General features: G+C 64.8%; 16 protein-coding genes. 5 read left to right on the forward strand and 11 right to left on the reverse strand.

What is annotated here, in order from left to right; all coding sequences use genetic code 11:
* Positions 1-338: 338 nt before the first annotated feature.
* Positions 339-596, reverse strand: coding sequence for a hypothetical protein (locus COGEMETH_RS19810; protein WP_238184323.1), 258 nt, complete (start codon positions 594-596; stop codon positions 339-341).
* Positions 597-1,219: 623 nt separating this feature from the next.
* Between COGEMETH_RS19810 and COGEMETH_RS19815 the strand changes: the two genes are divergently transcribed.
* The 3 genes from COGEMETH_RS19815 to COGEMETH_RS19825 are packed head-to-tail and all read left to right on the forward strand — an operon-like array spanning position 1,220 to position 2,407.
* Positions 1,220-1,756 (forward strand): HI_0983 family protein, encoded by a 537-nt coding sequence (locus COGEMETH_RS19815; protein ID WP_238184324.1) that lies wholly within the window; start codon positions 1,220-1,222, stop codon positions 1,754-1,756.
* On the forward strand, positions 1,756-2,157 hold the full coding sequence (locus tag COGEMETH_RS19820) for a hypothetical protein (RefSeq protein ID WP_238184325.1): 402 nt from the start codon (positions 1,756-1,758) through the stop codon (positions 2,155-2,157). Before COGEMETH_RS19815 ends, COGEMETH_RS19820 begins: the two co-directional genes overlap by 1 nt.
* 46 nt (positions 2,158-2,203) lie before the next feature.
* A complete protein-coding gene (locus COGEMETH_RS19825; RefSeq protein WP_238184326.1) occupies positions 2,204-2,407 on the forward strand; it encodes a hypothetical protein in 204 nt (67 codons plus the stop codon).
* Between the two features lie 240 nt (positions 2,408-2,647).
* Here COGEMETH_RS19825 and COGEMETH_RS19830 read toward each other — a convergent pair whose 3' ends face one another.
* The 5 genes from COGEMETH_RS19830 to COGEMETH_RS19850 all read right to left on the reverse strand — a co-directional run bounded on the left by COGEMETH_RS19830 (position 2,648) and on the right by COGEMETH_RS19850 (position 6,334).
* Entirely contained in the window at positions 2,648-3,376 is a 729-nt protein-coding gene (locus COGEMETH_RS19830; RefSeq protein WP_238184327.1) for a methyltransferase domain-containing protein, read from the reverse strand.
* The gene (locus COGEMETH_RS19835; RefSeq protein ID WP_238184328.1) at positions 3,377-3,724 is read right to left on the reverse strand and encodes a hypothetical protein; all 348 of its coding nucleotides are present in this window, start codon (positions 3,722-3,724) and stop codon (positions 3,377-3,379) included.
* 41 nt (positions 3,725-3,765) lie between these two features.
* A complete protein-coding gene (locus tag COGEMETH_RS19840) occupies positions 3,766-4,023 on the reverse strand; it encodes an adenylosuccinate synthase (RefSeq protein ID WP_238184329.1) in 258 nt (85 codons plus the stop codon).
* A gap of 119 nt (positions 4,024-4,142) precedes the next feature.
* Positions 4,143-4,970 carry a phosphotransferase gene (locus COGEMETH_RS19845; RefSeq protein WP_238184330.1) on the reverse strand — a complete coding sequence of 276 codons (828 nt, stop codon included), beginning with the start codon at positions 4,968-4,970 and terminating at the stop codon, positions 4,143-4,145.
* Between the two features lie 347 nt (positions 4,971-5,317).
* Positions 5,318-6,334, reverse strand: a complete 1,017-nt coding sequence (locus COGEMETH_RS19850) for a glycosyltransferase 61 family protein (protein ID WP_238184331.1) — start codon at positions 6,332-6,334, stop codon at positions 5,318-5,320.
* A 342-nt stretch (positions 6,335-6,676) separates the two neighbouring features.
* On the opposite strand from COGEMETH_RS19850, the gene COGEMETH_RS19855 reads away from it, so the two are divergent.
* Complete coding sequence (locus COGEMETH_RS19855; protein WP_306421766.1) at positions 6,677-6,922, forward strand: DUF4113 domain-containing protein; 246 nt, start codon at positions 6,677-6,679, stop codon at positions 6,920-6,922.
* A gap of 295 nt (positions 6,923-7,217) precedes the next feature.
* On the opposite strand, the gene COGEMETH_RS19860 is transcribed toward COGEMETH_RS19855, so the two are convergent.
* Positions 7,218-8,348 carry an FAD-binding domain-containing protein gene (locus COGEMETH_RS19860; RefSeq protein WP_238184332.1) on the reverse strand — a complete coding sequence of 377 codons (1,131 nt, stop codon included), beginning with the start codon at positions 8,346-8,348 and terminating at the stop codon, positions 7,218-7,220.
* Between the two features lie 192 nt (positions 8,349-8,540).
* Here COGEMETH_RS19860 and COGEMETH_RS19865 point away from each other — a divergent pair, with 192 nt between their 5' ends.
* The gene (locus COGEMETH_RS19865) at positions 8,541-9,191 is read left to right on the forward strand and encodes an SOS response-associated peptidase (RefSeq protein WP_238184333.1); all 651 of its coding nucleotides are present in this window, start codon (positions 8,541-8,543) and stop codon (positions 9,189-9,191) included.
* 3 nt (positions 9,192-9,194) lie between these two features.
* On the opposite strand, the gene COGEMETH_RS19870 is transcribed toward COGEMETH_RS19865, so the two are convergent.
* The 4 genes from COGEMETH_RS19870 to COGEMETH_RS19885 form a co-directional block, all read right to left on the reverse strand.
* Positions 9,195-9,362: a hypothetical protein gene (locus tag COGEMETH_RS19870; protein WP_238184334.1), complete on the reverse strand. Its 168-nt coding sequence runs from the start codon at positions 9,360-9,362 to the stop codon at positions 9,195-9,197.
* 689 nt (positions 9,363-10,051) lie between these two features.
* Positions 10,052-10,639 carry a PAS domain-containing protein gene (locus COGEMETH_RS19875; RefSeq protein WP_238184335.1) on the reverse strand — a complete coding sequence of 196 codons (588 nt, stop codon included), beginning with the start codon at positions 10,637-10,639 and terminating at the stop codon, positions 10,052-10,054.
* Between the two features lie 149 nt (positions 10,640-10,788).
* Positions 10,789-10,998, reverse strand: coding sequence for a hypothetical protein (locus COGEMETH_RS19880; RefSeq protein ID WP_238184336.1), 210 nt, complete (start codon positions 10,996-10,998; stop codon positions 10,789-10,791).
* A gap of 169 nt (positions 10,999-11,167) precedes the next feature.
* A partial coding sequence (locus COGEMETH_RS19885) for a DUF6894 family protein (RefSeq protein WP_306421767.1) occupies positions 11,168-11,395 on the reverse strand: 228 nt, incomplete at its 5' end.

Raw genomic sequence — 11,395 nt, forward strand, 5'->3', positions numbered from 1 at the left:
GCGATGACCCGACGCGAGCGAGCCGCCGTAGACGCCCTCAAAGCAAGCCCCTGCCGAGGGCGCGCGGGCATCGAGGCCGGGCACGCAGTCGTGGACCGCCCCACCCTGTTTCCCTCCCTGTTCTGAGGACACATAGCCTCGACGATCATTCCCCATCGCCGTTCGGGACCGAGCCTTGCCGACCCCGCCTCCCGACACGAAGCTCACCCCCGGCCAATCCGGCGGACGCCCCCGACTGCCCGACGAGGTCAAGGCGCTCGCCCGCGGCTACACGCGCGAGGCGATCGAGACCCTCGCGGCCGTCATGCAGAACGACAATGCCCCGGCCGCCGCCCGCGTCACGGCCGCCTCGCCCGAGCCTGGGCAAGCCGACCTGACACGTCACCGTCGATCCCGTAGAGACCCCGTCCGATGCCGAACTCCGAGCCGGACTCGCCGCCGCTGCCGCAGAGCTTCCACGTTTCGGCATCGATCGAGAGGGTGAAGCGCCTGCGCGAGGAGGCCCGGCGCCGTCGACAGCGCACTGAGATCCGCGATTCGATGGTCGCGTGGTCGGTCGCAGCCGGCTGCAACCCGGCATCGACGATCGGTTGCATGGTGATGGCGAAGCTGAGGCCGAACCACAGGACGCACGTCAGGGCGAAGACCAGGACGACGGCGGGAAGGAGCCACCGCGTTCGGCGAGGTGCCGGTCGCGTCACGGGTAGAAGCGAACGTGAGGTGGCTGCGCTCAAACGAAGTGCGGCGGCAGCACCAGCAACTGCGTGTGCACGATCAGGACGAGAGCGACGCCTGCTATTACGACCGCGTCGACGATGCGGTTCGTCAAGGTGATTGGCTTGGCCATCTGTCGATCCCCTCGTCCCGTCAGCCATCGATCGGCTGGGCTGGGACGACCTTATGGTGAAGCCGGATTTCACGACGATTGCGTCGTGCGTTGCGTTGTCTTCCCCTTTCCGCAATCCGGTTCGCAGCATCGATCACCACTATCATCGCATATATCGAGCACTAGGCCTGCACCCGCTTGGGGCAGGGCGGATATTTATGTATTTCGTGCATATTCCGCCACTGATTACGCGAATAATTTTCGTGAATCGAAATTTATCGCCATGAAACAGCGCACGGTTTTAAACATCATCGGCCCGAAACAATGCCGGCTTACCAAGGTGCGCAGCGCTGGTCTCCGAAATGGTGAAACCCAGCCGCCGGGGAGATCGCAATGTTCAGGACGGTATCAAGTGCCTTCGGCATCGTTCTGTCGCTGGCCCAGGTCAGCGCCGCGCCGAGCACGAGCAATCTCACCTTCGTGGGCGACTCCCTCGTCGCCAGGTACAACGCGTTCGGTGCCCAGGGCGGCCTGATCGAGTTCGTCCCTCCCGACGAAACGATCGGCGGCTGGACCCGTCTCGTCGGCTACCGCGCTTTCCTGGAGAGCCGGCAGAGCGCATCGGAGGCCGCGGCTGCGCTCGGCCACCAGACGCGCGAGCGCTTCCCAGGAATTAATCCGACCCTCTATGAGCGCCGGAACGAGGCGGTCGTCGAGTTCGCCCTACCCTCTCCTGACGGGACGATCGAGTACAACGTGTTCCGCTACGCCATCGGGCCGGGCGGGCATGGCCTCGTATCCCTACAATACGCCCGACGTCTGCGTGGCCATGACGTGCACGGGATGCCCAATCAAGCTCCCCGTTGGGCGGCGGAGGTCGCACGTTTCGACATGAACCGCGTGCGCGCCGCCTTCGCGCAACTGCGGTGATGCGGGAGCTCGATCCCGCATGGATCACCGTGCGCGCCACTCGGGACGACGTTCACCCCGGGGACCAAGCTGAGCCAAACATCTTCCGGGCCGGCGTGAGCACGAGCGACGAGGACATACTTCAGCAAGCCGCCGATCCTCGGTGGTTGCCTCATATCAGCCAAAGCATCATCGCCTGGTCGATCACCGCGAGCGAGATCCTCGCCGTCGTCGAACACGATTGTGAGGCAGCCACGACCACCCTCATGGTGATGCCGTGGCTTGAGATGCGCGTCCGACCGACGGATCGCGCGGACGGCGAAATGCAGTTGCCCTTCAACTGCCACGCTGGGCATGACGCGCGAAGCATCTTCGCGATCCTGGAGCAGGTCCGACTGCGCGAACGGTCTCGCATACCGTAGTCGCAGGCTGGATGGGCCGATATCGTTCATGGGCGCCAGAGGCAGCATGTCAGCCAGCGCCGCGCCCAGCCTGCTCCCAACGCCCATCGATCCCTGGCGGGCCGACATCGAGGTGATCCCGCCGCACGCCTCGCCCTGCCGCTACCAGACGCCCGCCCGCTGGGCGGCGATCCGGGGATCGGCACTCGACGTCCTCGACCGGTTCGGCGCCGAAGCGGCACGGCTCGGCTGGACTGCTGCGGGGCGCTGATGATCTCGGGCGACCGGGCCGATGGGGTCGAAGCGGACCGCGCCCTGTTCGAACACAGTTCGGGCTACCGGACCAAGCCGGGCCGACAATGGAGCGTGCCGGTGTGGGAGCGCGGAAGGGGCGGAGCGGGACGGCGCAAATACTCCTGGCATCGTTGGTCGCGGTCGTGAGTGGACATTCGACAGCCATGCCGTCCGATAGTTTGCATGCCAGATTTAGTCACAACGAACCGCAACCATTCTATAATTTTCTCAATACAGCAATGTTTTCGTTAACGACAAGCTCCGAGTGAATCGCCTCGACTTTGAAATTGATTTCAATCCAGTCCAACATCTCTAAAAAACTGTCAGTTGTCCAAGTATGATAATGAGTATCAAATTTGGCATTCGCCAATATGGCTGCCTCAATATCGATGCGCTCTGCTGGTATTTCTGGCGCCCATTGTGGGTGAAGATACATTACATGTTCTTTGCATCCCGCTATTCTAGTCTCTTCACCTCCAGTCTTATAATCTTCGATGAGGTGGTCCAGTGCCGTCACCGGCCTTGGATGATCGAAAGTGTATCGTTTGTCAGGGACGGCAAACATTGAAATTCCACCTTGCCGAATTATGCGGATAGAATTCTTAATCGAACCAAGCGGATCAACAAGATGCTCCAGAACATGTGCGGACAACGAAAAATCGAAAGCATCGTCTTCAATGCCAGCATATGTTTGAGCATCGATAAAACCATTGAAGGCCGATCCGGTCTGCGCAAAATAATGCTCTAGGCCTTGTTCGTCCAAAACATCTCCGTAGAAACAAGAAGCGTCGATTGGAAGCTTCCAGGGCCGTGTTCCTGCTCCAACCTCGATTCCTCTGCCTTTCAAGAAGATGCGGCCAAGCGTTCTGCGGACTGCCTCGACTTCGAGTGCCTGGGGCGATGCCGAATAATCCAGCGGTTCACTATCGGTTTTTATTGTTCGCATCTATAACCTCGTGGCACTGAAAAACGGATGCCGCTGCGGCGGCACATTATCCTTGAGGATTTCCCGTCTCGACGATCTCCGGCGCCCGCGGGACAGCCAGTCCGCACGTCTCGGCGTCGATCTCGTTGTCGCCATCGCCGGGTATGCCGCCACGGCCTCGACCGAGTTGCCGGCGACGACCTCGAGCGCCGGCCCCTCCGCGCCCGCCTCGTCACGCATCAGGGCCACCAGGAAGCCCGCCGCGGTGCCGTGGACGCGCAACGGCACGTATTCCGCGATCGGCTCCGAAATGGGCCTCGAAGGCTCGGGCCGGGCCTTGCCGTAGGTCGGGCGGATGACGTTGGCCATGCGGTGAGGAATAGCCGACCGCCCAGGCGCCCGTCAGCCCCTCACGCCTGCCCGATCTCGAATTCCATCCCGCGGCCTGCTCCCTGATCGACAGAGTCGATGGGTTCGTAGCCTCTGGCGGCCAAGGCGGCCTCCCGGACATCGCGGTGCCTGCGCAACATCTGACCGGTCGCAATTGGCGTCAGCCGTGGACTGGCCTGCTGTAGCCGGTCGACGCCCATCGGCGCCGGGGTGCCCTCGTTGTCGGCGATGCGCACGCTCTGGGGCCTGGGCGCGGTAGCCGAATCGATCTGCGCCATGCTTACGAGGAGCCGGTCTTGTCCGCATGCGAGATAAGCGAACGACCTTAGCCCCCGGCTCCGACCGAGCAGGCATTTCGGAGCGCTCGGATCGTCTCCCCATCCGTGCCGTCTCGCCGTCAAGACAGGGCTGCAAGGCGCTCGACTTCGGCTCTGACCGCATCCTCGTTGCCCGATGGATCACCCGCCAACCGGGCCGCGGCAATCGGAAGACGCCAAGCCCGCACGTCGGACGCCCCGATGTGCATGCGGATCTCCTGCACGTAGGAGAGTACATACCAGTAGGCGACCCACGCACGCATCCGGTCCGAGCGGCCGGAGCGGCCGGCATGCGGGGGCTTCAAGTCGCCGAACCGGATCATCAGCTCCGTGCGGGCGACATCCCCGGCAGCATGACCGGAGCTCGCCTTCTGCCAGTCGATGATGCGCAGGCCATCGGCGGTGCTGAGGACGTTCTCGCCATGAAGGTCGCCGTGGCACAGGACGCGGCCTCGCGGCAACCGGTCGAGTTTCGAGAGGGCGGCTCGCCGTGCGGCCTCGGAGATGCGTGAGCGACCGATTTCCTCCCGCAAGATCTCATGCTGCGACGGCAGGCTGCCGCCCGGGCGAACATGGATGAGCCGATGCAGGTGGGCGAGCCGTCGCAACGCGAGGACGAGGGAGACCGGCCGTCGGTAATGGGTCTCCAGAAGGGTATCGCCTCCAGCGCGTTCGAACAGGATGCCGGTGCGACCCTCGCGTTCGAGGATGCCGATCGGCTCCACGACCGGCAATCCGTAATTCCAGGCGTGCCGAGTCGCGAGGAACTCGTTGTCGATGGCCGCGGGATCGGACCCTGGCACGAACAGCTTGATGACGCGCTCGGTCCCCTCGGCGAACACATCCGAACTGCGACCGTGTCCGATCGAACGAGGATCGATCGGATGATGCGTGGGTTCGAAGGGCATAGGGGCGCCGCTTACAGCCGCCCCCCGTGCACCACGCTATCATCATGCAACCGTCAAGAGAATGAAGGCGTCGCCATTTTGTGCGCGCAGCGCGCCTGTATCTATGTCCGACCGAAAGCCGCCGGACTTCAGATCCTGGATGAGCCGGCGATCCTCGACTCGCTCCATAAAGCGCGTATCGGCCGATACCCGTGGCGAAATTTTTAAAACTCACACCCTCATCCGAAAAATCGTCCCCTATATTTTGACTATTCACCGTCGATTGTAGTCTGAAAATACGAAAATACTTATAAATTAATAGTAATTAATCTTATAATTTATGAATACTGACCATGTAAAATTCCAAATCAGTAGGTTACGGGGATTGCCAGGGCTGCGAGTTGCAGATCGACGAACTCCGCCTCGTCGTAGCGTTGCGGGAGACTTTTGCGCAATGCGATCCAAGCACGGATATCGTCGTCACGGCGAGCGCGATAGGTCCGCGTGTCCCAGTGTGGAGCGAGATCGAGACCGATGCGCTGAAATTCCCGCAGGAGACCGGCCTCGTCGAGAACCGACACACCTCGGTGGCGCTGGGTCCGACGAGAGGCTCCGAGGCCGCGGATCAGGCCGGCGACCGCGCGTAGATAGGTCAGCGCCCTGACCCTGGGCCGGAGGGAGGCGAAAGCGAGATACCGCCGCGGCCGGCGAACGAGGACGGCAACGTCGACGTCGATCCGCCCGATGAGTTGTAAGGTATGGACGGCCGAGCCTTCGCTGAAAATCAGCCGACGAACCCGGCAATAGAGCGCCAGTTGCGCCCCAACCGTCTGCTTTTCCGGATGGATGATGAGGACGCCGAGCCGCGACAGCACGTCTTCCAGGTAGGATTCGCCGGCGATCTGGCCGCCGCGCGAGACGAGCGCACGCGAGACGAAAGCGCAGGGAATGTCCTTCTCGACCGCGACCTTATCTCCGAACAGGCGGTCCAGCAGATCGAGGTGCCTGGCGCTTGGGCCGCCGCCGTAGAGTCGTTCGGCCTGCGGATAGACATGAAGGACCCGGACACGGAGGGGCTCGCGGACGAAGACGAGGCGCGTGCGGGCCACGCCGAGGACGTCGATGATTTCCCAGAAGAACGACGGCAAGGGCAGGGAAAAGCCCTCGGGAAGGCTGAACACCAGCGGCAGGTGGGGATCGAGATAGGCCGCCTGAACGATCCGCATGCCGAACTCGGCGATCATGTGCCCGTAGTGCAGGTCGACAAAACCGCACCATACGCCGCCGTCCAGGGCATGCTGCGGCTCGGCACTCGGAGGGCGTCTGTCGACCGGAATCGGTATGATGCCCCAGCATGATCTCGCTCCGATCCGGAGGTAGAACATCGGCCACACTGGACCTCCATTTCGACGGCGACCGATCTGAGGCATGACGACCACGTCGCGAAACGTTTGTCTTTTCGCCAAAAGGTGCCGATCGGGATTTGTCTTCATGTCTGATCCGAGGTCCGCCAAGGGCACTGGTAAGTAATATGAATGCTGCCCTTGATTAGATAGCGCATAAACACGACCTGGTTTGCGCTCGGATCGGATTGAAACGCCTCGAATGCATTCGCTCCTGCCCGATCCCGCCACCGACGAGCGCACCCTGATCGAGGCGGCCCGCGAGGCATCGCCAGGACATGGCGCGAGCCGAGCGCGCAGCCGTGGCGCTACGGCAAGGCCGGCGTGGTCACGGTCGACCTGATGCCGCTGGATGCGGGCCCGCGGGCGCTGATCGGCCCGCTCGATCGCGCGCGCTCGGGCCCACCGATGGCGGCGATCGACGCCTGCGACGCACGCTGGGGCCGGGGCGCCGTGGTGCCGGCGCGGGCTGGGCTCATCGAGAAGCGAGCGTGGGCGACGAAGTTCGAGATGCGCTCGCCGCGCGACACGACGCAGGTCGGCGAGTTGCCGATTGCAGGGGCCGGCTGATGGAGCGTCTTTGCGATCTCTGCGGACGCCGGCTCGTCTTCGAGTGGCCGCCATGTGGCCGGCCCGGCACCTACGACCTCATGCGCCTCCGGCAGCGGTTCGGCGAGCATGCCGACCTTCACGACGTAGACCTGCGCCTGACCCAGACGTGCCGTCATCGGCACGCAGCCGGCAGCTGGCGGATGAGCCGATATGGCCGGGCCTACAGTGCCGAGATCGGTGTCGAGGGCGGTGATGGGCGGACCGGCCTGCCGGCGCGGACCGGACCGGCGCCCGACGCCCGCAGGTGCGGCGCCTACGCTTCCAGCAGGCGAGGGATCGCACTCCGCAGCCGTGAGTAGCCGCGGCTCGATTGCGGCCACGCCGTCTCGTCCCAGGCTCGACGGATGCGGATCATGTCCGCGGGCAAGGCGTTGGCCGTCGGCCCGACCGGTGCCCAGGCCGTCATCACCGGCAGGTCTCCCGCCCAGCCCGTCTCGGCTGGCCCGGCCGGGCAACCGAAGTGCGCCCCGGCCCGGCCCAGCGCATCGGCCATCGCCTCCGCATCCGCCCTCCGAACCTGCCCGACGGCTCCGTCGGCATGAACGGTCAGCGCCCCGATCCGAACGACCCGGGCGCACCCGATCGGCAGGCTCTCGGGGTGCAGGTCGTCGAGATGCAAAAGCAGGGCGACGTCTCCCCGAGGCGCCTCGGCAGCCGGGCCGATCCTCACCTCACGCGGTGGCATCGCCTCGTCGAGGGCATCCGGGTACGCGTCCAAACCGACGGGGTCGAAACGCCCGTCCGTGTATCGCCTGATGTTCTCGGCACGCGCGACGTAGTGCTTGCCACGGGTGTGCAACCCCGCCACCCAGCGCCAGGACAGGGTGTTGCTCGCCGGGTCCCCATCGAGAAGGTGGCGCATGAAGAAGTCGGCGCCGAGTTCCCACGGCAGGCGCAGGGTGAACATCCACACGGAGGCGAACCACATCCGGGTGTGATTATGCAGCCAGCCCTCCTCGACCAGCTGCACCGCCCAGTCGTCGAAGCCCGCGATGCCGGTGCGGCCCTCGACCGCTCGATCGTAGGTGCGCCGCAGGCCGGGCTCCGCATCGAGCCGGCTCCGGCCCTCATCCAGACCCCGCAGGTATCCCGTCCAGGCGGACGGGTGGGTCTCCAGGTGGCCTTTGAAGTAGGTCCGCCAGAACACCTCGGAGACGAACTTCTCTGCGCCTCGGTCGCCATAGGCATCGACGGCGGCGCGAGCGACCTCCTCCTCGGTCAGCAGGCGGCGGCGCAGGTAGGGCGACAGCGCCGAGGTGGTCGGGATCTTATCCCGCCCCCGGTCCGTGTTGCGGGTCGCCGCATAATGCGCACCGGGGCCGGCGAGGAAGGCGCTCAGCCGGTCGAGGCCGGCGGCGCGGGTCAGGGGCGTCAAGTCGGGCATGCCCCGCTAACTAGCCAGAGAATCCGCGCCCGGAAGCACGCGCGGCACTGCGGCGCAGCCGTGGTCGACGGCTCGTCTCCCCTGGTCGGACGCCCCGCGCCGGAGGGGGAAGTGGCGCCCGCGGCGACGACAGGGGACGAACACGAACGCACCGCCTTGCCGTTCCGGAACTGAGGGGCGCACTGTGCCGGCATGTGCAACCTCTACAGCCTCCGCCTCGGCCCCGATGCCCTACGCAGGGCTTTCGGCATCGCGCGCGACGAGACCGGCAACCTGCCGCCGCAGCCCGGCATCTTCCCCGACCAGATGGCCCCGGTGGTGCGCCAGGCCGAGGACGGCCGCACCCTGTCGATGATGCGCTGGGGCTTCCCTTCGCCGCCGAACGTGGCGGGTCCGCCGGTCACGAACGTCCGCAACGTCGCCTCGCCCTTCTGGCGGCCCTGGCTCAAGCCGGAGCAGCGCTGCCTCGTCCCCGTGACCTCCTTCAGCGAGTACGCCGACACCAAGCCGCGCAAGACGCCGGTGTGGTTCGCCCTCGACGAGGACCGGCCGCCGTTCGCCTTCGCCGGGATCTGGCGGCCGTGGAAGGGCGTGCGGGGAACCAGGAAGGAGAACCCCGACCGGGTCGAGGAGGACCACCGGCTCTACGGCTTCCTGACCTGCCCGGCGAACGGCGTGGTCGGACCGGTACACCCGAAGGCGATGCCGGTGCTGCTCACCACGCCTGAGGAATGGCGGACCTGGCTGGAGGCGCCGGCCGAGGAGGCGTTGACGCTGCAACGCCCGCTGCCCGACGCCATGATGCGAGAGGTGGCGCGGGGTGAGCGAGGAGACGGAGCATGACGCTCACCAGCGAAGTCCCCGCAGCATTGCCCACATGATCGTCAGGGCCACGGCCGCGAACAGCATGGCGCCGTATCGCTCGCGGCGGACGCGGGCGGCCCGTTCGGCGACGCGCTGAGGCTCGCGAGCCCGGCGCTCCTGATCCTGAAGGAAGAAGCCGGGGTCGGTCATTGCGGTCCTAGGCGGGCGAACTGGATCGCCGAGTGCGCCATCGTCCGCTCGAATCCGTCTGTTTCATCCTGAAAGGCTCTTCAGCGTCAGGCCGGATATCGAAGCTCTTCCGAAGCTGAAAACTCGAGGTTCGGCACCGGCCCGTTGACAGCCGATGTCCACCTTTCGATGCAATCTTCAACACGACAGTGCAGGCCCCGGTATTACCGACGACGCTGCCGCTGGCGAGGGCGCCGTTCTGCCGGGCGAGGTCGGCGGTGCCGTCCCAGTTGTCGTCGCTGGTGCCCTCGGGTTAGGTCATAGGCCTCGTCTCGAGTCGCGGGGAGATAGGCACGGCATTCAGCAGGTCTGAAAGCACCGAGCAGTTCCAACCGGGTCGAAGCGAAGGGCTGGATTTTACCAATCAAGCGACTAGCAAATTGGTGCATCTGCATCATTGAGTGCTCGCGCGGAGTGGATATCCTCCGCGCTTGTCAGCCTCGTCTATCGCGCTGACGTGTTATGCCGGACCGTCAATCTCCCCCCGATCTGGTCTGGCATGGCTGCAAGGCCGGACGGTGTGCCGCTCCAGTCACACGTCCGGCCTGAAGGGCTCCATACGACCTCCCCGCACACAATCCTTCAGCGGCCACCACAGCTATTCCGATCCATGGCGCAGGGAAGAGATGCGATCGGGCCGGAGACGGTGCTCAGTTGCGATCGGACCGCGCGAGTGCACGGCCGAGGCTGAGCAGCAGCAGGTCGGCCACGGTGCGAACCTCGGATGGAGCGTCGGGGCCGAGGGTCTGTCTCAGGGCGATGGCGAGGTCGGCCGCGTGCGCCAACGGATCGCCACGCGTGGCGGAGTCGCTGAGCACGTAGCGGTCCCCCCCTTCGCGCAGTTCGGTGATGTCGATGAGGATGCCGTTCGATCGCAACGGCTGGCCGGTCTCGTCCCGATAGGTCCGCCCGCGGCTGAGGAGCCAGCGCGTACCGCCGTCCCGCGTCATGACGCGGTACTCGGACACCATCAGGCCGCCTCTCCGCACGGCTTGCTGCACGTGCCCGATCAGCCAGTCCTGGTCGGCCGGATGGACGGCGGCCATGGCGGCAGGGCCGCTGGCTTCGCACTCCGTGAAATCCGGATCGCCCGTCAGAAGGCGAGCGGCGCCTTCGTCGTAGACGACGACACCGCGGACGTGATCCCAATCCCAGACGCCGACGACGCAGGAGGCATCGAGGGCGGCATGCAGGCGGGCGCTGTCCTCGCTGAACCCATCAATCGCGTTGATGCGCATGGATCGTGATCTCGCTGCTCCGGGAAAAAATCCAACGCCGCACGATACAATCAGTCAATCCTCAAGTTGTAATGTCTCTGACAATTCACGTACCGCTTGCATAAAGTGTACGTTTCGGGACATTGAGGAGCGCGGCTCCCTATCGTGCATCAGCACATGGTCGAGTTCTCGAAATGAGCGATCACATGCCCTATGGGAACACGGCCGTGCGATCGGGCCACTTCCTCGCCCACATCGCCGACGCCCTCGACGTGCCCCCCTCGGCCTTCCACGAACCGTGTGCGGATCGCGATGCGGTCAGACAGCTCGCGCAGATGGCCGAAACGGCCCTCCTCACGCTCGTGCAGGACCACCTGCACAGGTCCGATCCGGAGGGACGGGCGCGCTTCGTTGAGACGGTGAAGGCGATGGCAGGAAACGCGAACTTGTAACGGTTTGCCGGGCGGTGTGGACTTCGTCACAGAATGGCTGCCCTGATGATTGCGGCAACCTCACCAAAGGGGTTGCGGTGACGAAGGCTTGGCCGCGTCAGACCACCGTAATCGCATCCTTGAACGCCACAGTCGCGAGTAACTCTCCTGCCGCGTTCGCAATCTCGATGCGCTGCCCGTCCAACGGCTCACCCTTGCGGACGGAGTTGGCGAGGATATCGCGAGCCCCGGCCAAGGCCTCCGCGCGTGCTGCAGCGAGGTCCAAAAGGTCTAAACCTTCCGGGTCCTCGATCAGCTCGGCACCATTGAACCGCTCCGGGTTTCC

Source organism: Methylobacterium trifolii (assembly GCF_022179685.1).
GTDB lineage: Bacteria > Pseudomonadota > Alphaproteobacteria > Rhizobiales > Beijerinckiaceae > Methylobacterium > Methylobacterium trifolii.

Bases quoted from the DNA above. Each gene is read 5' to 3' on its own strand.
- COGEMETH_RS19850 (WP_238184331.1), bottom strand. From the start codon at position 6,334: ATGTTCTACCTCCGGATCGGAGCGAGATCATGCTGGGGCATCATACCG.
- COGEMETH_RS19845 (WP_238184330.1), bottom strand. From the start codon at position 4,970: ATGCCCTTCGAACCCACGCATCATCCGATCGATCCTCGTTCGATCGGA.
- COGEMETH_RS19860 (WP_238184332.1), bottom strand. From the start codon at position 8,348: ATGCCCGACTTGACGCCCCTGACCCGCGCCGCCGGCCTCGACCGGCTG.
- COGEMETH_RS19810 (WP_238184323.1), bottom strand. From the start codon at position 596: ATGCAACCGATCGTCGATGCCGGGTTGCAGCCGGCTGCGACCGACCAC.
- COGEMETH_RS19870 (WP_238184334.1), bottom strand. From the start codon at position 9,362: ATGACCGACCCCGGCTTCTTCCTTCAGGATCAGGAGCGCCGGGCTCGC.
- COGEMETH_RS19830 (WP_238184327.1), bottom strand. From the start codon at position 3,376: ATGCGAACAATAAAAACCGATAGTGAACCGCTGGATTATTCGGCATCG.
- COGEMETH_RS19875 (WP_238184335.1), bottom strand. From the start codon at position 10,639: ATGCGCATCAACGCGATTGATGGGTTCAGCGAGGACAGCGCCCGCCTG.
- COGEMETH_RS19840 (WP_238184329.1), bottom strand. From the start codon at position 4,023: ATGGCGCAGATCGATTCGGCTACCGCGCCCAGGCCCCAGAGCGTGCGC.
- COGEMETH_RS19825 (WP_238184326.1), top strand. From the start codon at position 2,204: ATGTCAGCCAGCGCCGCGCCCAGCCTGCTCCCAACGCCCATCGATCCC.
- COGEMETH_RS19835 (WP_238184328.1), bottom strand. From the start codon at position 3,724: ATGGCCAACGTCATCCGCCCGACCTACGGCAAGGCCCGGCCCGAGCCT.
- COGEMETH_RS19820 (WP_238184325.1), top strand. From the start codon at position 1,756: ATGCGGGAGCTCGATCCCGCATGGATCACCGTGCGCGCCACTCGGGAC.
- COGEMETH_RS19865 (WP_238184333.1), top strand. From the start codon at position 8,541: ATGTGCAACCTCTACAGCCTCCGCCTCGGCCCCGATGCCCTACGCAGG.
- COGEMETH_RS19815 (WP_238184324.1), top strand. From the start codon at position 1,220: ATGTTCAGGACGGTATCAAGTGCCTTCGGCATCGTTCTGTCGCTGGCC.